Origin of the sequence: Bacillus sp. LM 4-2 (genome assembly GCF_000978495.1) — a bacterium.
Lineage (GTDB): Bacteria > Bacillota > Bacilli > Bacillales > Bacillaceae > Bacillus > Bacillus subtilis.
The window spans coordinates 3,633,534-3,656,857 of the sequence record NZ_CP011101.1; the positions used below are offsets into that span (position 1 = coordinate 3,633,534).

Annotated in this window: 30 protein-coding genes; 4 read left to right on the forward strand and 26 right to left on the reverse strand. The window is 44.6% G+C overall.

The annotated features are described in order from the left end of the window. Window positions 1-87: 87 nt before the first annotated feature. Entirely contained in the window at window positions 88-318 is a 231-nt protein-coding gene (locus bslm_RS18080; protein ID WP_003227691.1) for a DUF1146 family protein, read from the reverse strand. 169 nt (window positions 319-487) lie between these two features. Here bslm_RS18080 and bslm_RS18085 point away from each other — a divergent pair, with 169 nt between their 5' ends. Beyond that, the gene (locus bslm_RS18085; RefSeq protein WP_003243900.1) at window positions 488-961 is read left to right on the forward strand and encodes a hypothetical protein; all 474 of its coding nucleotides are present in this window, start codon (window positions 488-490) and stop codon (window positions 959-961) included. Window positions 962-994: 33 nt separating this feature from the next. Here the strand turns inward: bslm_RS18085 and bslm_RS18090 are convergent, their stop codons facing one another. From bslm_RS18090 to spoIIR, 18 genes are all read right to left on the reverse strand, one after another. Continuing rightward, a complete protein-coding gene (locus tag bslm_RS18090; RefSeq protein WP_003227688.1) occupies window positions 995-1,393 on the reverse strand; it encodes a F0F1 ATP synthase subunit epsilon in 399 nt (132 codons plus the stop codon). Between the two features lie 23 nt (window positions 1,394-1,416). After that, window positions 1,417-2,838, reverse strand: a complete 1,422-nt coding sequence (gene atpD, locus bslm_RS18095; protein WP_003227686.1) for a F0F1 ATP synthase subunit beta — start codon at window positions 2,836-2,838, stop codon at window positions 1,417-1,419. A gap of 25 nt (window positions 2,839-2,863) precedes the next feature. Beyond that, window positions 2,864-3,727 (reverse strand): ATP synthase F1 subunit gamma, encoded by an 864-nt coding sequence (gene atpG, locus bslm_RS18100; protein WP_003244388.1) that lies wholly within the window; start codon window positions 3,725-3,727, stop codon window positions 2,864-2,866. Window positions 3,728-3,803: 76 nt separating this feature from the next. Beyond that, a complete protein-coding gene (atpA, locus tag bslm_RS18105) occupies window positions 3,804-5,312 on the reverse strand; it encodes a F0F1 ATP synthase subunit alpha (protein WP_046381390.1) in 1,509 nt (502 codons plus the stop codon). Between the two features lie 16 nt (window positions 5,313-5,328). Beyond that, window positions 5,329-5,874, reverse strand: coding sequence for a F0F1 ATP synthase subunit delta (locus tag bslm_RS18110; RefSeq protein WP_003243176.1), 546 nt, complete (start codon window positions 5,872-5,874; stop codon window positions 5,329-5,331). Then, window positions 5,871-6,383: a F0F1 ATP synthase subunit B gene (gene atpF, locus bslm_RS18115; RefSeq protein WP_046381391.1), complete on the reverse strand. Its 513-nt coding sequence runs from the start codon at window positions 6,381-6,383 to the stop codon at window positions 5,871-5,873. Before atpF ends, bslm_RS18110 begins: the two co-directional genes overlap by 4 nt. Before the next feature lie 162 nt (window positions 6,384-6,545). Next, complete coding sequence (gene atpE / locus bslm_RS18120) at window positions 6,546-6,758, reverse strand: F0F1 ATP synthase subunit C (protein WP_003151167.1); 213 nt, start codon at window positions 6,756-6,758, stop codon at window positions 6,546-6,548. 45 nt (window positions 6,759-6,803) lie between these two features. Continuing rightward, window positions 6,804-7,538 carry a F0F1 ATP synthase subunit A gene (atpB, locus tag bslm_RS18125; RefSeq protein WP_003242621.1) on the reverse strand — a complete coding sequence of 245 codons (735 nt, stop codon included), beginning with the start codon at window positions 7,536-7,538 and terminating at the stop codon, window positions 6,804-6,806. A 7-nt stretch (window positions 7,539-7,545) separates the two neighbouring features. Then, complete coding sequence (gene atpI / locus bslm_RS18130) at window positions 7,546-7,929, reverse strand: ATP synthase subunit I (RefSeq protein ID WP_003243159.1); 384 nt, start codon at window positions 7,927-7,929, stop codon at window positions 7,546-7,548. A 422-nt stretch (window positions 7,930-8,351) separates the two neighbouring features. Then, a complete protein-coding gene (gene upp, locus bslm_RS18135) occupies window positions 8,352-8,981 on the reverse strand; it encodes a uracil phosphoribosyltransferase (RefSeq protein WP_003227670.1) in 630 nt (209 codons plus the stop codon). A gap of 134 nt (window positions 8,982-9,115) precedes the next feature. Continuing rightward, window positions 9,116-10,363, reverse strand: a complete 1,248-nt coding sequence (gene glyA / locus bslm_RS18140) for a serine hydroxymethyltransferase (RefSeq protein WP_003227669.1) — start codon at window positions 10,361-10,363, stop codon at window positions 9,116-9,118. Between the two features lie 206 nt (window positions 10,364-10,569). After that, complete coding sequence (locus bslm_RS18145) at window positions 10,570-11,112, reverse strand: TIGR01440 family protein (RefSeq protein ID WP_003227667.1); 543 nt, start codon at window positions 11,110-11,112, stop codon at window positions 10,570-10,572. 12 nt (window positions 11,113-11,124) lie between these two features. Then, a complete protein-coding gene (gene rpiB / locus bslm_RS18150; protein WP_003221910.1) occupies window positions 11,125-11,574 on the reverse strand; it encodes a ribose 5-phosphate isomerase B in 450 nt (149 codons plus the stop codon). Window positions 11,575-11,730: 156 nt separating this feature from the next. After that, window positions 11,731-12,183 (reverse strand): protein arginine phosphatase PrpB, encoded by a 453-nt coding sequence (gene prpB, locus bslm_RS18155; protein WP_003227664.1) that lies wholly within the window; start codon window positions 12,181-12,183, stop codon window positions 11,731-11,733. A gap of 75 nt (window positions 12,184-12,258) precedes the next feature. Beyond that, window positions 12,259-12,816: a manganese efflux pump MntP gene (locus bslm_RS18160; protein WP_003227661.1), complete on the reverse strand. Its 558-nt coding sequence runs from the start codon at window positions 12,814-12,816 to the stop codon at window positions 12,259-12,261. Between the two features lie 78 nt (window positions 12,817-12,894). Then, complete coding sequence (locus tag bslm_RS18165) at window positions 12,895-13,935, reverse strand: L-threonylcarbamoyladenylate synthase (protein ID WP_003227659.1); 1,041 nt, start codon at window positions 13,933-13,935, stop codon at window positions 12,895-12,897. Window positions 13,936-14,091: 156 nt separating this feature from the next. Beyond that, window positions 14,092-14,535, reverse strand: coding sequence for a GNAT family N-acetyltransferase (locus bslm_RS18170; RefSeq protein ID WP_003244265.1), 444 nt, complete (start codon window positions 14,533-14,535; stop codon window positions 14,092-14,094). A gap of 66 nt (window positions 14,536-14,601) precedes the next feature. Further along, window positions 14,602-15,276: a stage II sporulation protein R gene (spoIIR, locus tag bslm_RS18175; RefSeq protein ID WP_046381392.1), complete on the reverse strand. Its 675-nt coding sequence runs from the start codon at window positions 15,274-15,276 to the stop codon at window positions 14,602-14,604. A 140-nt stretch (window positions 15,277-15,416) separates the two neighbouring features. Here spoIIR and bslm_RS18180 point away from each other — a divergent pair, with 140 nt between their 5' ends. Continuing rightward, a complete protein-coding gene (locus tag bslm_RS18180) occupies window positions 15,417-15,779 on the forward strand; it encodes a UPF0715 family protein (protein WP_014478265.1) in 363 nt (120 codons plus the stop codon). Between the two features lie 16 nt (window positions 15,780-15,795). Here the strand turns inward: bslm_RS18180 and bslm_RS18185 are convergent, their stop codons facing one another. From bslm_RS18185 to prfA, 3 genes are read right to left on the reverse strand one after another with little or no spacing between them, the layout of a single operon-like run. Beyond that, window positions 15,796-16,083, reverse strand: coding sequence for a DUF5316 family protein (locus bslm_RS18185; protein WP_003244050.1), 288 nt, complete (start codon window positions 16,081-16,083; stop codon window positions 15,796-15,798). A gap of 59 nt (window positions 16,084-16,142) precedes the next feature. Continuing rightward, the gene (prmC, locus tag bslm_RS18190; RefSeq protein WP_003227647.1) at window positions 16,143-17,009 is read right to left on the reverse strand and encodes a peptide chain release factor N(5)-glutamine methyltransferase; all 867 of its coding nucleotides are present in this window, start codon (window positions 17,007-17,009) and stop codon (window positions 16,143-16,145) included. Between the two features lies 1 nt (window position 17,010). Continuing rightward, window positions 17,011-18,081 (reverse strand): peptide chain release factor 1, encoded by a 1,071-nt coding sequence (gene prfA, locus bslm_RS18195; RefSeq protein WP_003227645.1) that lies wholly within the window; start codon window positions 18,079-18,081, stop codon window positions 17,011-17,013. 125 nt (window positions 18,082-18,206) lie between these two features. On the opposite strand from prfA, the gene gloA2 reads away from it, so the two are divergent. After that, window positions 18,207-18,593, forward strand: coding sequence for an SMU1112c/YaeR family gloxylase I-like metalloprotein (gene gloA2, locus bslm_RS18200; RefSeq protein WP_003227644.1), 387 nt, complete (start codon window positions 18,207-18,209; stop codon window positions 18,591-18,593). Between the two features lie 121 nt (window positions 18,594-18,714). Next, a complete protein-coding gene (gene racA, locus bslm_RS18205) occupies window positions 18,715-19,269 on the forward strand; it encodes a chromosome-anchoring protein RacA (protein WP_003227642.1) in 555 nt (184 codons plus the stop codon). A 33-nt stretch (window positions 19,270-19,302) separates the two neighbouring features. Here racA and bslm_RS18210 read toward each other — a convergent pair whose 3' ends face one another. The 4 genes from bslm_RS18210 to rpmE all read right to left on the reverse strand — a co-directional run bounded on the left by bslm_RS18210 (window position 19,303) and on the right by rpmE (window position 23,207). Further along, the gene (locus tag bslm_RS18210) at window positions 19,303-20,262 is read right to left on the reverse strand and encodes an AEC family transporter (RefSeq protein WP_003242497.1); all 960 of its coding nucleotides are present in this window, start codon (window positions 20,260-20,262) and stop codon (window positions 19,303-19,305) included. An 81-nt stretch (window positions 20,263-20,343) separates the two neighbouring features. Next, complete coding sequence (gene malS, locus bslm_RS18215; RefSeq protein WP_003244309.1) at window positions 20,344-22,041, reverse strand: oxaloacetate-decarboxylating malate dehydrogenase; 1,698 nt, start codon at window positions 22,039-22,041, stop codon at window positions 20,344-20,346. Between the two features lie 289 nt (window positions 22,042-22,330). After that, on the reverse strand, window positions 22,331-22,918 hold the full coding sequence (locus bslm_RS18220; protein ID WP_017696004.1) for a thymidine kinase: 588 nt from the start codon (window positions 22,916-22,918) through the stop codon (window positions 22,331-22,333). 88 nt (window positions 22,919-23,006) lie between these two features. Beyond that, window positions 23,007-23,207: a 50S ribosomal protein L31 gene (rpmE, locus tag bslm_RS18225; RefSeq protein WP_003151132.1), complete on the reverse strand. Its 201-nt coding sequence runs from the start codon at window positions 23,205-23,207 to the stop codon at window positions 23,007-23,009. Window positions 23,208-23,324 lie beyond the last annotated feature (117 nt).

Sequence of the window (23,324 nt, forward strand, 5' to 3'; positions counted from 1 at the left end):
AGGCGCCATACGTAAAAATCTTCGTCAAAACTCGAGCTATTCGCCTCAACCCGCTTCTCCCAACCATTTAATAATGTTCAAAACCTATTAAAATAGATAGGGAAGCTGCTGTGAATAATTGAGATAATCTAAAAAGAAATTGGCAACGGCCGTTCCAATGGCAATTGTCAGCAAAATCATCAGGAGTCTTGCCTGCACGACTTTGCCTTTTTTGATTAACGGATCTATATTGACGGCTTGCAACGCCCACCAAGTCACTGCTATAAAAATCAGGTGAACGACAATGCCGATTGCAGCCTGCTGTCCCAATACACTCATCTATTACACTCCTTTCTCTGCGTTCATACCCTTTCTTATTATATAAGAAGCACAGATAAAGATGATACATTTTATACAGAACGGAATAATCACCCAAATCTAGGGCTAATCCCCGCTTAAAGTGCGATTCTTTTACATGGTATACTTTATTGGAAAGGAGCTGGCAAATGTGAATCATTCTTTTTTTCAGCCTGAAAAGCAATATGGTGAGGACCTGCCAATTTTTGATCAGGAATGGGAAGCAATTGCATTCTATTATGATTATAGACAGTCACAGATTGAAGAACTGAATGAATTGTGTCAGTTTTTTAACATTTCTCTTACCTATACGAGAGAAAGCCTTGAAGAGCTTGAAAACCTCTATTTTCAAAGTATACAAGAACTTTTGCTTGCTGATTGGAATCTTCCTATTGAAGAATTCGAGAAAATGATCAGTGTTTATCTTATAGATTGTGTGATTGCCCGCCATGAAGATGCTGAATGGGTTGTAAAACCTTATCCCTATAAAGACGGCGCTTATACACTTGGCTTTAGAAGACATCGCAAATCGTGGCATACAATGAATGCCTGTGATGGTTTATACCTGCGTCCAAAAGAGGATCGCCCGCTGTTATCGCTGTTTGATTCTCTTGTGCGTTCATAAAAAAATCCTTCTCTTTATGAGAAGGATTTTTTCTTATTTCCCTGCTACATCCAATCTGTTCAAAGCCCGCTGTAACGCAAGCTCAGCCCGACGAATGTCAGTATCATCTGATTGAGAATTCAAACGCTCCTGCGCCCGCTGGCGTGCAGCTTCAGCGCGCTCTTTATCGATGCCTTCCGCTGTCTCGGCAGCCTGGGCAAGGATGGTGACATGATCAGGACGGACTTCTACAAAACCGCCGCTGACGGCAACCATTTCAGTCTGCCCGTCTTTTTTCAGACGGACAGCGCCGATTTTAAGAGGAGCCACGGTTGGAATATGGCCTGGCAAAATACCGAGATCGCCGCTTTCGGCTCTCACACTCACCATTTCGATATCCGCATCGTATACTGGGCCGTCGGGAGTAACGATATTGACTTTAACGGTCTTCATGCTTTTACCCTCCTAGGACCAGATTAAACTTCTACACCCATTTCTTTTGCTTTCTCAACAACTTCTTCGATACGGCCTACAAGACGGAATGCATCTTCTGGAAGATGGTCATATTTACCGGCTAAGATTTCTTTGAAGCCTTGTACCGTCTCTTTTACAGGCACGTAAGAACCTTTTTGTCCAGTGAACTGTTCAGCCACGTGGAAGTTCTGAGAAAGGAAGAACTGGATACGACGTGCGCGGTGAACGACAAGTTTGTCTTCCTCGCCTAATTCATCCATACCGAGAATCGCAATGATATCCTGAAGCTCTTTGTAACGCTGAAGCGTTGACTGTACTTCACGCGCAACCGCATAGTGCTCTTCTCCAACAATTTCAGGAGCAAGGGCGCGTGATGTAGATGCCAACGGATCAACCGCAGGGTAAATACCCATTTCAGTTAATTTACGCTCAAGGTTTGTTGTCGCATCCAAGTGAGCGAACGTTGTCGCCGGCGCCGGGTCAGTGTAGTCATCGGCAGGCACGTAGATCGCCTGGATAGATGTAACTGATCCAACGTTCGTAGACGTGATACGCTCTTGGAGCTGACCCATCTCAGTTGCAAGCGTCGGCTGATAACCAACCGCTGAAGGCATACGGCCAAGAAGGGCTGAAACCTCTGAACCCGCTTGTGTGAAACGGAAAATGTTATCGATGAAGAACAGTACGTCCTGTCCTTGTACATCACGGAAGTGCTCAGCCATTGTAAGGCCTGTCAAAGCAACACGCATACGTGCGCCCGGCGGCTCGTTCATTTGTCCGAATACCATGGCTGTTTTGTTGATTACGCCAGAGTCACTCATTTCGTAGAAAAGGTCGTTCCCTTCACGAGTACGCTCTCCTACGCCGGCGAATACAGAGATACCGCCGTGCTCTTGCGCGATGTTGTTGATTAATTCCTGGATTAATACGGTTTTACCTACACCGGCACCACCGAACAATCCGATTTTACCGCCCTTAATGTAAGGAGCAAGCAAATCAACAACTTTAATACCTGTTTCAAGAATTTCAACTTCTGTTGAAAGCTGATCGAATGAAGGCGCCTGTCTGTGAATCGGATCCTTTTTCGCATCCGCAGGAACCGGCTCATTCAAATCAATATTTTCTCCGAGAACGTTAAATACACGTCCAAGTGTTACATCACCAACCGGTACTGAGATTGGCGCTCCTGTATCTACAGCTTCCATACCGCGCTGAACACCATCTGTAGATGCCATTGCGATTGTACGGACTGTATCATCACCTAAATGAAGAGCGACCTCAAGCGTTAAATCAATACCTACTTCGTTTTCACTTGCAGCTGGCTGTGAAATTTTAATCGCATTATAAATTTCAGGCAAGTGACCGTCTTCAAAACGCACGTCGACGACCGGTCCTAATACCTGGCTAACGCGTCCTTTCTTCATCGCTATCCCTCCTGACAAAATCTTTCTATTCTAAAGCGGCTGCTCCGCCGACAATTTCCGTAATTTCTTGTGTGATGGCTGCTTGGCGAGCGCGGTTGTAAGAAAGCGAAAGTGAATCGATAAGTTCCTTCGCGTTGTCTGTCGCGTTTTTCATCGCCGTCATTCTTGCAGCGTGCTCACTTGCTTTACTGTCAAGAAGCGCACCGAAGATTAAGCTTTCTGCATATTGAGGAAGCAAAACCTCCAGAACCTCCTCTTCAGATGGTTCAAATTCATAAGACGCCGTTCTTTTTCCGCCGCCGCTGCCCAAATCAGATAACGGCAGAAGTTTTTTCTCCGTTACTTCTTGAGTAATGGCGCTGACAAAATGGTTATAAACAAGGTGCAATTCATCAAACGCACCGTCTATAAACATTTGAATCGTTTGACGGGCAAGATCTTTAATTTCTGTAAACGTTACTTCATCTCCAAGTCCTGTTAACTCGGAAATGATCGGAATCTCCCGTTTCTTAAAGAAATCACGGCCCACTCTTCCGATGGCAATCACCGCATACTCATCCTTAGACTGATGACGTTCTTGCATGGCCTGATAAGCACTCCGTAAAACCGAACTGTTAAAAGCGCCGGCAAGACCGCGGTCAGACGTAATGACAAGGTATGCCGTTTTTTTCACTTCTCTGCTGAGAAGCATCGGGTGCTTCACGTTGCCGGAAACTCTTCCGACGTTTGACACAACCTCTTGGATTTTATCCATATATGGCACAAATGATTTTGCATTGTTTTCAGCACGATTCAGCTTAGCCGCAGATACCATCTGCATGGCTTTTGTAATCTGACTTGTTTTTTTCGTTGACGTGATCCTTGACTTAATATCGCGTAATGAGGCCAAAGATTTCACCACCTTTTCTCTTCATCTGCGTAAAAAGAGAGAAAAAGAGAACCTTTTTCTCTCATCAGCATTCGAGTTAGTTGCTTGGTGCAAATGTGCGTTTGAAGCCTTCGATTGCAGCTTTGAAGTCTTCATCAGCAGGAAGGTTTCCTGTTTTCGCAATTCCGTCAAGCAGGTCTTTATGGTTTTGGTCAAGGTACATGTAGTACTCTTCTTCAAAACGTCTGATATCCGCCACAGGAATATCATCGAGATATCCTTTTGTCAGCGCATAAAGAATAGCTACTTGCTTTTCAACCGGAAGCGGCTTGTTCAGATCCTGCTTCAGCACTTCAACTGTACGCGCACCGCGGTTCAGTTTTGCCTGAGTCGCTTGGTCGAGGTCAGAACCGAATTGAGCGAATGCTTCCAGCTCACGGTATGACGCAAGGTCAAGACGCAAAGTACCTGATACTTTTTTCATCGCTTTGATTTGCGCTGAGCCGCCGACACGGGATACAGACAATCCGGCATTGATCGCTGGACGTACGCCTGAGAAGAACAAATCAGATTGCAGGAAGATCTGTCCGTCGGTGATGGAAATGACGTTCGTCGGAATATAAGCAGAGATATCTCCGGCTTGTGTTTCTACGAACGGCAGAGCTGTAATTGATCCTGCGCCTTTCGCGTCGCTAAGCTTTGCTGCACGCTCAAGCAGACGGGAATGAAGATAGAATACATCCCCAGGGAACGCTTCACGGCCTGGCGGACGGCGAAGAAGCAAGGACAGCTCACGGTAAGCGGCCGCTTGTTTAGAAAGATCATCGTATACAACAAGAACGTGCTTGCCGTTGTACATAAATTCTTCTGCCATTGTAACCCCAGCATACGGTGCCAGGTACAGAAGCGGTGCCGGCTGTGACGCAGACGCCGTTACAACAATTGTATAATCAAGCGCGCCGTGTTTACGCAATGTTTCTACTACGCCGCGGACTGTTGATTCTTTTTGGCCGATCGCAACATATACACAGATCATGTCTTGGTCTTTTTGGTTCAGGATCGCATCGATCGCAACAGATGTTTTACCTGTTTGACGGTCACCGATGATCAGCTCACGCTGGCCGCGGCCGATTGGAATCAGTGCATCGATCGCTTTGATACCGGTTTGAAGCGGTTCATGAACGGATTTACGGTCCATAACGCCTGGTGCAGGGCTTTCGATCGGACGAGTTTTGCTTGTCAGAATCGGGCCTAGTCCGTCAACCGGCTGGCCTAGCGGGTTTACAATACGGCCGATTAACTCTTCACCAACAGGAACCTCCATGATGCGGCCTGTTCTTTTTACTTCGTCTCCCTCACGGATCTCACTGAAAGGTCCTAAGATGACGATACCTACGTTTGATTCCTCAAGGTTTTGAGCCATACCCAAAACACCGTTTGAAAATTCGACAAGTTCACCGGCCATACAGTTGTCAAGGCCGTGCACACGTGCAATACCGTCACCGACTTGGATGACTGTACCTACGTCTTGAACTTTAATATCAGATTGATAATTTTGTATTTGCTGTTTTATCAGCGTGCTAATCTCTTCAGCTTTGATGCTCACTTAGGTTTCACCCCTTCTATCGATTTTCCCCGGCTAATTGACGTTCAATGCGCTGAAGCTTCCCGCTTACGCTGCCGTCATAAATCCGGTTTCCAATGCGGACTTTAATACCGCCTATTAAATCCGTCTGCACTTCATTTCTGATTCTCAGTGAAGCGACTCCGGCTTTTTTTGCAAACACTTGTGATAATGGTAACATTTCTGCATCCGTCAGCGGTTTCACTGAATATACGATTGCGTCTTCTGTTTGACGGGCCACATTTGCGAGTTTGATAAACTCATCTGTGAGCTCAGGGACAATCGCGGCACGATGGCGGTCAATCAAAAGAAAAATCGTATTGAGTACGGACTGTGACAAAGAGCCAAATGCATTTTGAATCAGCTCTTTTTTCTTCGCAGCCGGCACCTTCGGATGGTTCAACACATCATTAAGCGCTTTTTCATTTTGAAATACTTGTTTTACAACAATTAGCTCTTCTTCTACTTGATTCAGCTGAGCGGACTCATTGGCTATATCAAAAAGAGCTGATGCATATCGTTTAGAGACAGCTGATCCACTCATCGGCTATCTCCTACCTCTTTAAGATAGTCCTGGATCAATTTCTCTTGCGCTTGTTCATCCAGTTCTTTTTCGATCACTTTCGACGCAATCATGACAGAAAGAGACGCTACTTGCTCACGGAGAGCAGAAACCGCCTGTTCCTTTTCCTTCACGATTTCAGTTCTTGCTGCTTCTTTCAGACGTTCAGATTCTGCACGTGCAGCCTGAATAATCTCTTCTTTTTGCTTCTCTCCCAGTTTCTTTGCGTTTTCGATAAGAGTTTGGGATTCCTGTCTTGCTTCTTTTAAAAGAACGCGCTGCTCTTCAATCAGCTGCTGCGCTTCTTTATTTTTTTCTTCAGCAGACGTAATTTCTCCAGCGATGTGGTCTTCACGCTGTTTCATTATGTTTAATAGCGGCCCTAAAGCGTATTTCTTCAGAAGCGCTAATAAGATTAACATAGCTAACAGTTGGAACAGGATATCTCCGCCGTTAAACGACAATCCTAGTTCAAGTGGTAATTGAGACATCTACTACGGCAACTCCCTTCTGCAGGTTTTTCTTTGCTGATCCAGCAGCCGCACTTGTCTCTTTTCAGCCGGCAAGGCGGGATGCTTATCAGACATAAAGCAATGGCGAAGGTTCTCTTGGAATGATCTTCGCCATTTTTAGTTCATATAAGGCTTTTATGCTTAGCCAAAGAACGCTAAGAATGCGATAACGACAGCGATAATAGGAAGGGCTTCAACTAATGCGATACCCATGAACATAAGAGTTCTCAGTTCTTTACCTGCTTCCGGCTGACGGGCAATCCCCTCTACCGTACGTGAAACAATCAAACCGTTACCAATACCTGCACCAAGTGCGCCTAAACCAATTGCAATCGCAGCTGCTATTAAATTCATGAAAAAGTTCCTCCTTTAAAATGTTATCCGTTTGGATATAATGTTTTAATGATCATGACTGATTTTATGAGACATGTACACCATCGTCAGCATTGTAAAGATAAATGCCTGGATAGCACCAATAAATAAACTGAATGCTTGCCATGCCAGCATCGGCAGAATGGCACCGATTGTACCGACAAGACCGAGAGCCACGCTTTGCGAATAATGGCTTGTTGCTAATCCCGCAAGCAGGCCGAGAAGAATCTCACCGGCGAAGATGTTACCATACAGCCGCAAACCTAGAGTCAGCGTATTCGCAAACTCTTCGATGATTTTCATCGGGAGCATGAATGGAACAGGTCTTAAATAGTCTTTGGAATATTCCTTGAGCCCTTTCATCTTCACACCATAGTAGTGGGTTAAAGCAACAACCATCACGGCTAGCGTTAATGTAATGGCAGGATCGGCTGTCGGAGACTTCCACCAGAGCTCATGTCCGATTGTAATAGAGAACGGCAGCCCCAGCATATTCGACACAAATATGTACATCAGCAATGTGACACCAAGTGCCAAGAAGTTAGCCCCTGTTTTTAAATCCATTGTACTGCCAATAATATTGCGGACGAAATCAACAATCCATTCCATAAAGTTCTGGGCTTTTCCGGGACGGATCGAAAGCGTTCTTGTCGTCAATATAGCAATCAATAAAACAATCACACTCGCCACAGTAATCATCAGAATGTTTGTCAGATTAAAAGTAAGACCTAGAAATTCTATAGTTCTGTAACCATGATTCAAAGGGTTTTCACCTCTCTTCCATTGATGAACGTTTAAGCTGGATAAAGGAATCTATCATAATGACAGGGTATATTGTCATTAATCCAATAACTGTACTTGCCATATGAAAGTATTCGGGATTTTTATAGGCAACAGCCACAGCAAGAATCGCATTGCACCACCGCGCTGCGCTCCCGAGAGATCGTATGGACTTTCCTTTCTCTACAGCTCTGTCAAAAGCATTCATTCTTCTGACGAGCAGTAAAAAATTAAACAAACTGAAAACAGTTCCCAGAATAAGGCCTAAAAAAACGGTTTTATACGCTGTTAAACCATAACCCAGTACATACACTGCCAAAATGAACAATAAATATTTGCGTTGTCTGCTAAATGTAAGCTTGGGATCGTCCATCAATTATCTGTCTCCTGATGAAAAAATAATGTATAGCTTGGATACGGCAAAAATCAGCGGTTAACCCTTAGTAGAAGACCTTTTTTGACCGGCAAAACGGGCCTGTTCGAAAAAATCATTCATCCGCAAGCCTTGCAGGGATGCTGTTTCATTCGCTTAAATAAATCCTCATAATACGGGTTTGCTGAGAGGATTTACATTGAGGATGAGGACTATAATGAAAGCTATGAAAACCTTCTCATAATACCCTCGTTTAGCATACAATAGCCCCTAACATGTGTCAATCTGTTTAAAGTTAAAAAACTTTTTATACTTTACGTCTCCACAGAATGTTCACATTTTCACCTATAATTGTATACAGATTCACCGAATAGCAAAAAACTGGATAAAAAAATGAAACCCCCTTTTGGGGATTTCATTTTTTATTTTGTTCCAAACATGCGGTCACCCGCATCTCCGAGACCTGGAACAATATATCCTTTTTCATTTAATTTTTCATCTAGCGCCGCAATGTAAATATCAACGTCCGAATGATGCTTCTGCAATTCTTCCACACCCTCCGGCGCTGCTACAAGACACATGAAACGGATATTTTTCGCACCGCGTTTTTTAAGGCTGTGAATGGCTTCAACTGCGGAACCGCCTGTAGCGAGCATCGGGTCAACCACGATGAATTCACGCTCTTCCACATCAGAAGGAAGCTTGACATAGTATTCCACGGGTTTTAAGGTTTCTGGATCACGGTAAAGGCCGACATGTCCCACTTTTGCCGCAGGAATCAGCTTTAAAATGCCGTCAACCATTCCCAATCCTGCTCTGAGGATAGGAACCACTCCGAGTTTTTTCCCTGAGATGACTTTCGATTTCGCAGCCTGAACCGGTGTATTGATATCCACTTCTTCCAGAGGAAGATCGCGGGTAATTTCAAATGCCATGAGTGTAGCCACTTCATCTACTAACTCTCTAAAATCCTTCGTACCTGTATTTTCATTCCGTATATATGTCAGCTTGTGCTGAATTAAAGGATGATCAAATACATAAACCTTTCCCATACTGTGTTTCAGCTCCTTTTTTATTGTCCCATCAACAATTACACACTTCTATTGATTCTACAAAAAAAGACATTGAGTTTCAAGAACATCGTCAAAAAACCCGCCGGGCATAAGCCCAAGCGGGTTTTAGGATCTTAATAATCTAATTCTTTATATAAAGGAAATTTATCAGTCAGAGCAGCTACACGCTGTCTTGCTTCTTCAAGTTTTCCTTCATCTTCGTGGTTTTTCAATGCAAGCGCAATGATAGCACCGACTTCTTCTAATGCGTCTCCGTCAAAACCGCGGCTGGTTACAGCAGCTGTACCAAGACGGATGCCGCTTGTTACGAAAGGTTTTTCAGGATCATATGGAATCGCGTTTTTGTTAGACGTAATACCAATTTCATCAAGTACATGCTCCGCAACCTTACCAGTCAGTCCGAGCGAACGAAGGTCAACAAGGATAAGGTGGTTGTCTGTTCCGCCTGAAACGAGCTGGATGCCCTCTTTCGTTAAGGCTTCAGCCAGACGTTTCGCGTTTGAAATGACGTTTTGTGCATATGTTTTGAAATCGTCCTGCAATACTTCACCGAATGAAACAGCTTTTGCGGCAATAACGTGCATCAGAGGGCCGCCTTGAATTCCAGGGAAGATCGATTTATCAATTTTCTTGCCAAACTCTTCACGGCAAAGGATCATACCGCCGCGAGGACCGCGAAGTGTTTTATGTGTTGTTGTTGTAACGAAATCAGCGTAAGGAACCGGGTTTGGATGAAGGCCTGCCGCAACAAGTCCTGCGATATGTGCCATATCCACCATGAAGTAAGCGCCGACTTCATCAGCAATTTCACGGAATTTCTTAAAGTCGATTGTACGAGGATACGCACTTGCTCCTGCTACGATAAGCTTCGGTTTATGAGCGAGGGCTTTTTCACGCACGTCATCGTAATCAATATATTGAGTTTCTTTATCTACGCCGTACTCAACAAAGTTATATTGAACACCGCTGAAGTTGACTGGGCTTCCGTGTGTTAAATGGCCGCCGTGGGAGAGGTTCATCCCAAGTACAGTATCGCCTTGCTCCAAAATCGTGAAGTACACTGCCATGTTTGCTTGTGCGCCTGAATGAGGCTGAACGTTTACATGCTCCGCTCCAAAGATTTCCTTCGCGCGGTCACGGGCGATATCTTCAACGACATCGACGTGCTCGCATCCGCCGTAGTAGCGTTTGCCCGGATATCCTTCTGCGTACTTATTTGTCAAAACAGATCCTTGTGCTTCCATAACCGCTTCACTTACAAAGTTCTCAGAAGCAATCAATTCGATCTTAGTCTGTTGGCGTTCACGCTCATTTTTAATGGCGTTAAACACTTGTTCGTCTTGCGCAGGTAAATGTTTCATCAGCGAGATCCTCTCCTATCCGTATCCTGTTCTTTGTTTTTACCATCACTATTGTACATGGTTTTTAAGGCCGATGTAAAAGATTATTTTTAAAAAATCTAAATTTTTATTGGTAAAAACGAATATTAATAACTTAAATTTAATTTAAAGTTCGGAATTTATTTCACTATCTTAAAATAAAAGAAAAGACTGGCTATGCAGTCCTTTCATTCGCACTCATAAACTGCCCGCACTCCGCCGATTAGTTTCGGCCGTGTACGCGCCAATGTCACATGAGCTGAACCGAGGCTGTTTTGAGAGACACGCACAGGGACAGCCACCGGTTTCAGATGCATGCCGATAAACGTATCGCCTATATCAATTCCGGCGTCAGCCTGAATGGTTTCAACAAGAACAGGAGACTTCATCTGCTTAAACGCATAAGACGCCATCGCTCCGCCCGCTTTTGGAACGGGCACGGCAGAAACGGTTGGAAGCCTGAACAGCTTGGCTGTTTCTGCTTCGACGACAAGCGCTCTGTTTAAATGCTCGCAGCATTGAAACGCCAGATGGATTCCCGTTTTTTCCCGGAGCTCAGCAAGTCCGCTGTAGATGCTTTCAGCGATATCTACACTGCCCGATGTGCCGATCCGGCTGCCGGCCACTTCGCTCGTGCTGCATCCAAGGACGAAGAGCTGATCTTGTTTCAATTCCGCTTGGTCCTGAAACTCAGACAGCATCGTCTTCCACGTTTGTTTCAACTCATTCATTAAACAGCACCCCTACAGGTTTTTCTCTTCATAATCGGAGATTTTTCCAATACGCGTTTGGTGTCTTCCCCCGGTAAACTCAGTAGTCAGCCAGATTTTTGCGATTTCCCGAGCCAAACCAGGTCCGATCACCCGTTCACCCATCGCAAGGATGTTTGTGTCATTATGCTCCCTCGTCGCCTTCGCGCTGAAGGTATCGTGCGCCAGCGCGCAGCGAATCCCTTTTACTTTATTAGCGGAAATGCTCATGCCGATGCCTGTCCCGCAAATTAAAATGCCTCTGTCAACTTCGCCGCTAACCACTTTTTCGGCCACCGGAAAAGCATAATCCGGATAATCGACAGAGCCGCTGCCGCAGTCACAGCCCATATCAATATATTCAATTTGCAATTCGTCCATTAACTCTTTGATTTCATTTCGAATGTGAACGCCGCCATGATCCGATGCAATGGCTACTTTCATCTGCTTTTCCTCCCAGCGTGTGTGATGCGGCCCGCCCGCTTTATTGACCGCGCAGCCTGTCCGCTCTTTGATTCACACCATATGATGTGCTTTTCACTATATTCTACTCCTTCACGCAGGATTTGCAAATGACCTGTTTGCAGATTTTCTGACAACTTATCTACGGTCTTTTTTCAGCTGTTTTGCCAGCTGCCGAAGAAGCTCTTCAAGCTCATCTCGCGTTTGTTTATAGATGTCAATTGAGCCGCCGAACGGATCGAGGACATCACCATGGCTGCCTGTGACATATTCTTTTAACGTAAACACTTTATCACGATAACGTCCAAATTGGCTGGCAATGATCTGTTTGTGCTGATGGGTCATAGCCAGAACCAAATCAGCCGATTCCATAAGTTCTTCAGTTAATGGAGAAGACACATGATTAAGGGCAATGTGTTTTTCAAACAGCGCTTCGACTGCATGAGGCGTCGCTTTCCCATTAGGTGAAGCAAACACGCCTGCCGAGCGGACATTGACATTCAGCCCTTCCCTTTCTGCAATTGATTTAAAAAGCGCCTCAGCCATTGGGCTGCGGCACGTATTTCCAGTACAGACAAAAATAATATCCATGTCAGTCACCCCTTATTTTTCTCTATTATATATGAAGAAAAAAGAAACGGCGACTTCGTTTCTTTTATTGGTATATTAAATTGGCAAAAGCAGCTTTAATCCAAACACGATTAATATGATGCCCCCGAGCGCTTCGCTGTATGTGCCAAGCCATGACTGCACTTGTTTTCCGACCAGCAGGCCCAGCCATGTCAACATCATGCTGAACAGCCCGAACAGGGTAATTGTGAGGAGCGGATGCGAGCCGTATATCCCCAAGCTCAAGCCGACGGAAAAGCTGTCAAGGCTGACGCCGATGGCAAACAGCAATAAGCCCGGCCCTGCCGGTGACATGAATCGTTCTTCTGACTGTTTAAAAGAGGCCATAAGCATTTGAACCCCAAGAACAAAAAGCAGCGCCCCACCGATATAAACCGCTAACACGCCGAGGAGCCCTGACAGCATGTTACCGGCCGCCATCCCTGCGAGAGGCATGATGACGTGAAAGAGGCCGATGATGAAACCAATATAGAATATCTGCTTCTTTCTAAGTTTGACCATGCCCATTCCAAGGCCGACAGAAAAAGCATCCATCCCTAAAGCAAACGCCATGATGCTTAATGTAATCAGTTCGCCTATAAACAAATCCGACATACATAAATAACCCCCTTGGACACGCCCCGCTTTTTTAGCCTATGCGTGTCCAAAAAGGGTTAGAACATCTGACTGCTTTCAGCGAATCACTCTTCCTCCGGCGGCTTTCATCAGCCTGTTCATAATAGCAAGACCGACACCTGTATCCGGAAAGGATTCCGCTATAATGAAATCCACCTTATTCTCATCAAAGCTGCGCAAAGCATCATACAGCCCTGCCGCAACAGTCTCAAGCTGAGCCCGTCTTCCGCAGCTCTTCACATAATCAGCGGAATAAACGCCCGCTTTTTCTTCTGTCGTCAGGACACCGACCCGTCTTCCACCCTGTTGATATTCTTGAATGAGGTGCTGAATGCGCTCTGGGCTGCCTTCGCAAATGGCAAGAGGCGCTGTCGGCGCATAATGTGTATATTTCATCCCTGGAGAAATCGGCTTCTCGTTTTGGTCGCTGAGCCCTTTATCCACATGGATCGGCCCGATCACCGCTTCAATTTGTTCCTTCGTAATGCCGCCAGGACGCAAGAGAACAGGGATGTCGTCCGCACATGAAAGCACAGTTGATTCGACCCCGATTCCGGTAGGGCCTCCATCCACAATACCGGCTATGCGGCCATCCAAGTCGTGAGCCACATGCTCCGCTTTTGTGGGACTTGGCTTGCCTGATAGATTGGCGCTCGGTGCTGCAATCGGCAGTCCCGATTCGCGAATCAATGCAAGGGCAAGCGGATGATCCGGCATTCTAATGGCAACCGTTTCAAGACCTGCCGTTACACGAGGTGAAAGCGCATCAGGTTTGCAAGGCAGAATGAGCGTAAGTGCTCCCGGCCAAAACCGTTTCATCAATGTTTTCGCCTTTTCCGGCGCCGGGCCCGTTAAATCCTCAAGCTGGCTGATATCCGCAATGTGGACAATCAGGGGATTATCGCTCGGCCGCCCTTTCGCCTCATATATTTTTTTGACGGCATCCGTATTTTTTGCGTTTGCGCCTAGGCCATATACTGTTTCTGTCGGAAAGGCAACGACCTCATTTTCTCGGAGCAAAGCGGCTGCTTGTGCAATTTGTGGATCATTTGTGGATAACTCGTCAGTTACATCCACAAACCATCTTTTCGTTTTCATTTCTGACCAAACTCCTTATTCACAACAATAAAACGATTGTTTTACGCGTGTAATCCTTTTGAAAGTATAAAAGATGTCCTGTAATAAAACAAGCGTTATCCACAAATTGTGGACAACGCTAATAAAGAAGTGGATAAGTATGTGTATAAACTGCACTTATCCAGACGCTTTTTTCATCAAAACGGCTCCTTCTGTTTGCCGCGATTCACAGAAGTGATCAGAAGAAAACAGCTCCTCCGGTACACTCTCAGCTCTTTCAAAACCCATGGCCGTCAGAAAGTCCGCAGAGGAATGCTGATTTGCTACTAGGTACACGGTTTTGATCTGATGCTTTTCGCACAGCACCTCCATGCTTTGAAAAAGCGTGACGATGTGGCCTTGGTGAAGCTTGTCCGATATGACAAGTGATCGCAGCAGCCCCTGGTCACAGCTTATTTTTTCAATACCGAGGCATCCGGCAATGTTTTTCTCACTGTCCTCCAGCATAAGAAATTGAGTGAAGCCTTCTTTCACGCCTTCATAGCTGGTTTTTGCCTGTTTTAAAAATGCCTCGAGCACATCTCCGTCTTTTTCCCTTGCCACCCGCAGTTGATAAAACATCCGTTCACCCCGTTTTTGCGTTCTTTCTTCCAATCTATGAGGCAAATCTATTTTTAGACCAGATGATTAGGAAAAAAGGTCGGAAATCCATTCGACTAAAAAGAATTTCACTTCTGTGCCGTCTTCTTTTTCTTCGTTCTCTTCTTTTTTGGCTTTTTCCGCTTTAGCGGTTACGTCCTCAAGCACTTTTTCAGTCTGCTTTTTTGAGGCTTCTTTATCTTCTTGTTCTTTGACGGCTTCCCCGTTAGAAAAATCAAGAAAGCAGAGGGGCGGGAACAGCACACACCACCAGTTGGCGCCGTCTCCGTTTCCAAGCGTAATCAAAATCGCTTCATACTCACCAGCGGGATATACCATGTTGCCGTAAAGCTTTGTCGGAAACGAGATTTTGTCAAAATCAACGGATATCGACTGATTCGCTCCTTCTTTCTCCATTGTTTCCTTTGCAATTGCTTTGATTTCAGGCAGCTTTGAACGAATCACGCGACGCGCTTCTTCAATAGAAGTAATATCCTTTACCCAAGTTGTGATTTCTTTATTCACCGCGTCTCTTATATAACGTTTTAATTGCTGGTCTTGATCACTATCGCTGTTTGCCAGTATTCTCAAACGAATCGCCTGATCAGGTATGACCACCGGCTGATTTTCCGATTTTTGTGCCGTCTCTTCTTTTGCCAGCCCTACGAGCGCTCCGGATAATAAAAGAAAGATATATATACAAATGATTACTGTTTTTTTCATCGGTCCCCACCGTTCCTCTCCGTGCTTTGTTTCTAGCCCTATTATGGACAAGGAGAGCCTGGGATAAACGTGCAGGGTGAAAAAAATCTAGCAAGCTGTTAATCTTATTTATGGTACGATAGTGTTTTAGGAGGTTTAAGATGAAATACAATTATACAGTGCTGTTATCAGCATTCACGATGTCCGTTCTTTATTCAGTAATTTATATTCATTCATTTATCATTGCCGCTCTCATCACAATGGCATTTTATTTTCTGTTTCCTTATTTGATCTTCGCACTGCCGCTTCAAATCATGATGAATAAAAAGCCGAAACGTTTCAGCCCTTTGTATCTGCTGTATTACCTTGCCGCTGCTTTTATTGCCAACGCGATCATTTTCGGCGTGCTTCAGCCTTCGGGACAATCTCTGTTTCAAAATACAGCCTTTTATCTTTTCGCTGTATTAACAGCTCTTATCTATTGGATATGGGATTCTGTTTTACTGCAAAAAAAGGAAGCCTAAGAGGCTTCCTTTTTTATTAAAACAAAATCGTCAGTAAATAACATAGAATGGAAGGTATCGCCGCAACAAAGAAAGCGGCCGCCATTTTCATGCGAGATGTACGGCCTTCTTTGGTTTCTGAATGGTAGTTTGCCCGCTGATCGCTTCCGCTTACAGCCAAACCCGATGTAATGATCGCGAGCCCCACTAAAACGAGAGACGCAACGCCAAAAATCGCTTCATATGAAAGAGCCTGCGGAAAAATGGTGCCAATCATGCTCTCAATCGCAATGAGCAGGATTCCTGCTGTCAGGGCCTTTTTCATGTTTACATCCCCTTTGCTGGTGTTAAACAGCTTGATCCATTCACTCGCCAGCAAGCTGCTTATTTATTTTTATGAATCAGAGCGCATATGGTTCTGTCTTTTCCATTAATATCTTTCAGCACTTCCACTTCCGCCCCCTTAAACGCCTTGAGGATCAGGTCTTTGACCGCCGCTCCCTGTTTCCAGCCGATTTCAAAAACGACAAATACTTTATCCTTCATAACAAGCGGAATGTCTTCCATAAACCGCTTATAAAATTTCAGCCCGTCTCCGCCATCGGTGAGTGCGTGCAGCGGCTCATGAAAACGGACAATTTCCGATAAATCAGCCATTTCTTCCTCTGAAATATATGGCGGGTTTGAGACAATGATATCCGCTTTTTTTCCCGCCTTAATAAAAGGCTCAAGCAGATCGCCCTGATAAAAGCGCACATTCGCTCCGAGTTTTTCTGCATTGGCAGAGGCGACTTGCAGCGCCTCTTTCGAAATATCGACCGCCGACACAGAAAAGCTTTGGTTTTCAAGCGCAAGCGTGACGGCTATTGCGCCGCTCCCTGTACCAACGTCAACAACTTCGAGCTTGCCGTCTTCAGAAAAAACACTCCGATATTTTTCAAGCAAATGAAAGACAACTTCTTCAGTTTCCGGCCGCGGGATCAGCACATCATCATTCACCATAAATTCCCGTCCATAAAAAAACTCTTTTCCTATAATGTATTGAACCGGCACGCCCTCTTTATGCATCTCAACGTGACGCTTAAAGCGATACAGTTCGTCTTCACCAATCGGTTCCTGTAAGCTTGCGAGCAGCTTGCTTCTCTCCATTCCGGTATCATAAAGCAATAGGAGCTCGGCCGCATTTTCTTCTCTTCCCGCTTCGGTTAAATAAGAAGAAGCCCATTTCAGGGCTTCGAATATCGTCTTCATCTTAACCTTCCGACTGCTGAAGCTTGCTTGCCTGATCTTCAACAATCAGCGCTTCAACCACTTCGTCAAGTTTTCCTTCAAGAATCTGATCAAGCTTTTGAATCGTCAAACCGATTCTGTGATCCGTCACACGGTTTTGCGGGAAGTTGTATGTGCGGATACGTTCAGAGCGGTCACCAGATCCGACTGCTGATTTCCGTGTTTGATCATATTCAGCCTGGGCTTCCTGCTGAAATTTATCATAGATTCTGGCACGGAGAACCTTCATTGCTTTTTCTTTGTTCTTAATTTGAGATTTTTCATCCTGGCATGATACAACAACACCTGTCGGCAAGTGAGTCAGACGAACCGCAGACATTGTTGTGTTAACGCTTTGTCCGCCCGGTCCGCTTGAAGCAAATGTATCGACACGGATATCCTTCTCATGGATGTCGACCTCTACCTCTTCTGCCTCAGGAAGACATGCCACTGTTGCAGTGGATGTATGGATGCGTCCGCCTGATTCTGTTTCCGGAACACGCTGTACGCGGTGGGCGCCGTTTTCATATTTGAGTTTAGAATACGCGCCGCTTCCTGTAATCATAAAGATGATCTCTTTGTAGCCGCCCGTTCCGGTTACATTCGCTTCCATGACCTCTGTTTTCCAGCCCTGAAGCTCAGCATAACGGGAATACATTCTGTACAGATTGCCCGCGAATAAAGCGGCTTCCTCGCCTCCCGCAGCCCCGCGGATCTCCATGATAACGTTTTTGTCGTCATTAGGATCTTTCGGGATCAGGAGCACCTTCAGCCGTTCTGACAGTGTTTCCGTTTCCTTCTGAAGTTCAGAAATCTCTTCCTTCACCATGTCGCGCATCTCAGCATCCAGCTTCTCTTCAAGCATCGCTTTTGCATCAGCCAGCTGTTCTGACGCATCTCTGTATTGTCTATATACGTCAACTGTTTCTTGTATATCAGATTGCTCTTTTGAATATTCTCTTAGCTTTTTCGGATCGTTGACTACTTCTGGATCGCTCAAAAGCTCATTTAATTTCTCGTATCGTTCTTCAATTGATTTTAAACGGTCTAACACGGTCTTCACCTCTGTTTTCCTGTGCGTAACATTCTCATTATAGTATAGTGATTAACCCCAGTCAAAAGCATTTCAATCCCAGCTGGAAAAGCTCCCTCTGCTATACTGGAATTCGAGGAGGGATGATGTTGCTGAAATCCATACATCATATTGCAATCATATGTTCAGATTACGAAAAGTCGAAAGCTTTCTACGTACATAAGCTTGGTTTTCAGGTGATTCAAGAAACGTACCGCGAAGAGCGCGGCTCCTATAAGCTTGATTTGTCGCTTAACGGCTCGTATGTCATTGAGCTGTTCTCGTTTCCCGATCCGCCCGAACGACAAACCCGGCCTGAAGCCGCAGGCCTGCGCCACCTCGCCTTTACAGTCGGCAGCTTGGATAAAGCTGTTCAAGAGCTTCATGAAAAAGGAATCGAAACAGAGCCAATCAGAACAGATCCGCTGACCGGCAAGCGTTTCACCTTCTTTTTTGATCCTGACCAGCTTCCATTAGAACTGTATGAACAATAACAGTTTTTGAAGAAAAAAAGGAGATACCCACTTTCTTTGCCGAATCTTTTCTTGTTTTGTCTAACGGGAAGGGAACCGCATTCTATGGTCGAATACCTAGCTTAAAAGGAGGTATGGGATCATGAATACAAATATGGTAGCAAGTGAACTCGGCGTCTCCGCAAAGACGGTGCAGCGGTGGGTGAAGCAGCTGAATCTTCCGGCCGAACGCAATGAGCTCGGACACTATTCGTTCACGGCAGAAGACGTGAAGGTTCTAAAATCCGTTCAAAAACAAATCTCTGAAGGCACGGCGATTCAGGATATTCATCTGCCGAAAAGCGCTAAAAAGCGCACAGGCTTCCTTGTCCAAAAAACAAGTAGCGACACAGAACGAAGAATCGAGCAGCTTGAACAAAAGCTGGACACCCTTTTACAGCAAAGGCAGGACGAAAGCGAATTGATGGCAAGGATGTCGGAACTGGAACGCCAGCTGAAACAAAAAGCCGATGAAGGTGTATCTTACCAGCTGCTTCAGCACCGCAGAGAAATCGATGATATTCTTGCAGATCTGCAATCACTGACCTCACAAATGAAAGAATTCACCGCTCATTCGATCCCCGAGACTGCTGCTGCTTCTGAAAAAACCAAAACAAGAAAAAAACCGCTGCTGTCACTGTTCAAATTTCAAACCTAAAGCAAAAAGCTCCCTTAAAGGGAGCTTTTTTTGTTACGCAGTAAGCGCGATAATGATTGGAAGTGAAATCAATGACAGAATCGCACTGACCACAAACGCAGTTGCAGTTTCTTCTTCTTGTTTCTCGAAACGAGTCGCAATCATGGCTGCAACGGCAGAACCAGGGAATGCAACAAGAAGGATTGCTTTTGTTGTTTGGTCAGCCGGAAGTCCGATAGCAAGAGCAATCAGGAACATTAACGCAGGCTGAACCGCAACTTTTAGTAACGCAATACCGATAGCCGGCATACTGAGTTTAATTTTACGAATACCAACGGTAACACCAACAGCGAAGAGAGCAACACCAGATGTTGTGCTTCCAAGCTGATCAAGCATTTTAACACCCAGCTCAGGAAGAGTGAAATTGAAAACCAGCACCAAGATCATACTGATTAACGGAGCAGCTGCAAGCGGCTCACAAAGACCATGCAGGATTGATTTTCCTGTCATCTTCCAGAAGCTGTCGCCACTCTCTTCGTTTTTCTTAGAAGACTCACCAACAGTAGCGATAATGATCGCGAGCGGATCAAGAATCGCGTTAACTACGATACCTGTGACCGCGATCGGAATCGCAACTTCATTCGCTCCGAATAAGCTTCCCAATACCGGGATACCCATAAATGCGAATGTCGGCTGTGCAGAGTTCAAAGAAAATACAGATGAGTTCGTTAAATCATACTTGAATATAAATCTGCAAACCAAAAGAATGATGATATAGAAACCAACAATCCCAATAATTAAAGAAATCATTAAAGGTACTTGTGATAAAAATTCACTTCTGGAAGTTGTCAAAATACCAGCGATAAAGTGAGCTGGAAGTGCGTATTTCGTTACTAACGTACTTACCCCTTTTGCCGACTTGGCATCATAACTTCCAAAATGTCCTGCAAACCAACCCAGCACGATAACAAAGAAGATCGGCGCCAGGAGGATTAAGATATCTAAGATGCTCAAAATATTCTCCTCCAAATCCTATGTCCGTATACTTTAGCTTTACAAAAAGCTTTCCCTCGGACAGAAAAATTTACTCGCTAATTATTTCGCGATGACTTTTTTGTATTCAGGTGTCCACATTGCATCAAGTACCGCTTGTTTCACATCTTCAGGCTGACGATTTGCCACGCCGTCTTTAATTGCTGCTTCAGCAACGGCAATCGCAACTTGGATAGAAACCTCTTGAAGCTTATCAATGCTTGGAAGCAATCCTGCTCCAGGTGTTTCAAGATCAACCATTTCAGCAATCGCATCAGCAGTTGCAGCAAACATAGCAGGTGTAATGATACGCGCTTCAGCTACAATTGAACCAAGTCCAAGACCAGGGAACGCGAATGCGTTGTTAGATTGTCCGATTTCATAAGAAACACCGTTGTATTCTACATTGTCAAATGGGCTTCCTGTTGCAATAAGCACTTTTCCGTCAGTCCATTTGAACAGATCTTCAGGGACAGCTTCAGCAAGGTGAGTCGGGTTAGACATCGGCATGATAACCGGACGGTCTACGTGAGATGCCATTTCTTTTACAATTTCCTCTGTGAATGCACCTGAAACCCCTGAAGTACCAATCAAGATTGTTGGTTTCGCTTGACGAACCACTTCATCGAATGGAATTTGACCTTTTTCATCGCGCTTCCAGTCTTTCACTTCATCCGCATTGCGAAGGTAAGGTTTTTGGAAATCAAGGATGCCTTCGATGTCTTCAGTCAGCAAGCCTCTGTAATCAAGTGTGTAGAAACGTTTGTTAGCTTCTTCTTCAGATAATCCGGCTAGCACCATTGTGTCACGGATTTGGTCAGCAATACCGATACCAGCAGAACCAGCACCGAAGATAACAACACGCTGATCTTTAATAGAAGCGCCGGTTTTCTTCATAGCGGCAAGCACACCTGCAAGTGTAATCGCGCCAGTACCTTGAATATCATCATTAAATGTCAGGATTTCATGATTGTATTTTTTCATGATGTTGCGTGCATTTTTGTTGCCAAGGTCTTCCCAGTGAAGAAGCGCTTTAGGGAAGAATTTCAATGCAGCTTTTACATAAGCGTCAATGAAAGCTTCGTAGCGTTCACCTTGAACACGTTCATGCTTGTTACCAATATATAAAGGATCGTTTAGAAGTTTTTCGTTGTTCGTACCGACATCAAGCACAACCGGGATAACACGGCTAGGGTCAATACCAGCTGCAGCAGTATAAACAGCCAATTTACCGATTGCGATATTAATACCGCCTACACCCCAGTCACCGATACCGAGAATGCTTTCGGAGTCAGTAGCAACGATAAGATCAATATCGCCTGCTGTCGCATGAAGGTTTTCAAACGCTTTTTCAATACCGTCAATGTTGTCGATTGACAAGTAGATTCCTTGAGGTCTTCTATATTCATGGCTGTATTCCTGAATCGCTTCACCAACTGTTGGCGTGTACACAACAGGAAGCATTTCGCGAAGATGGTTTTTCAGCAATTTATAGAAAAGAACTTCGTTACGGTTTGCAAGATCACTTAAGTAAACATTTTGACGAAGGCGGTCAGGCTGCGCTTGGAATTGCTCGTACGCGCGTTGTGCTTGTTGATCAAGAGAAAGTACAGTTGGCGGCAGAAGCCCTTCTAAGCCGAGTTCTTGTCTTTCTTCTAGTGAAAAAGCAACGCCTTTATTTAAAGTAGGAATAGATAAAACTTCTTTTCCTCTAAGAGTTGTTTCTAAGTGGCCTTCTTTCGTTTTTTTTATGTTATTCAAGCAAATCTCCTTCTTTCTTGAAATAGTTAACCAAGTTAAGTAATAACCCATCTAAAATATGACCGATCATGATCTTTATGCGACTTTGTGACAATTATTCGAACAATGTCTCAAAACTATTTACATTACGTAAGCTATTGTATGCCTGTCAAAATCAAAATTCAAGGGAAGAAAATTACTTAATTTTTTAATATACTTATTTAAATTTTTTAATTGAATATTATCAGAATATAAAAAAAACACCGGTGTTTTTAGCCGGTGCATTCTATCTTTATACCCATGTTTTGGACTATTTTTTAGATTTACCTGGGACTTCGTGATGATGTCTGCATCTTGCTTCATATGATTCAGATGCACCAACCAAAATGACCGGATCATCGTAAGAAGCAGGTTTGCCGTCAATGAGGCGCTGTGTTCTGCTCGCCGGTGATCCGCAAACAGAACAGACGGCTTGCAGCTTTGTCACACTTTCCGCAATCGCCATGATATTCGGGACGACACCGAACGGCTCTCCCCTAAAATCCATATCAAGGCCTGCTGCTATCACACGGTAGCCTTTATCGGCAAGAGATGATAAAACCTCAACAATTTCCTGATCAAAAAACTGCACTTCATCAACCGCAATCACATCTGTACTTTCACTGATGTGATCCCAAATGTCCGAAGCAGACGAAATGGCATAGCTCGTCATCGATGTTCCATTATGGGAGACAACAGCAGCTTCGCTGTATCGGTTATCAATTACAGGCTTAAATACCCTGACTTCCTGCTTGGCATAAGTTGCTCTCTTCACTCTTCTGATCAGCTCTTCAGATTTCCCCGAGAACATGCTGCCGCAAATCAGCTCAAGCCACCCGCTTTGTTTCATTATGTACATAGGCTTCGCTCCCCTCTCTCTGCCAGCTGTGTTTTAGACAATATAAAAAACAGGCAAGACTGCTGCTTGCCTGTTGAGAAATCTATTATTACTTAAGACCGTATTTTTTGTTAAAGCGATCAACACGACCATCAGCAGAAGCGAATTTTTGACGGCCAGTGTAGAATGGGTGGCATTCAGAGCAAATCTCAACGCGTACCTCTTCTTTTACTGAGCCTGTTTCAAATTCATTTCCGCAAGCGCATTTAACTGTTGCTTTTTTGAAATTAGGATGAATTCCTGCTTTCATTGTATCCATCTCCTTCCGCCCTGAATCCCGTGTGGAAACAGAGTTATTATTTCGGAGCATTGTCCGAAACGCATATGAGAAAATTATATCAGTGATTTACTTCTTTTGCAAATACAA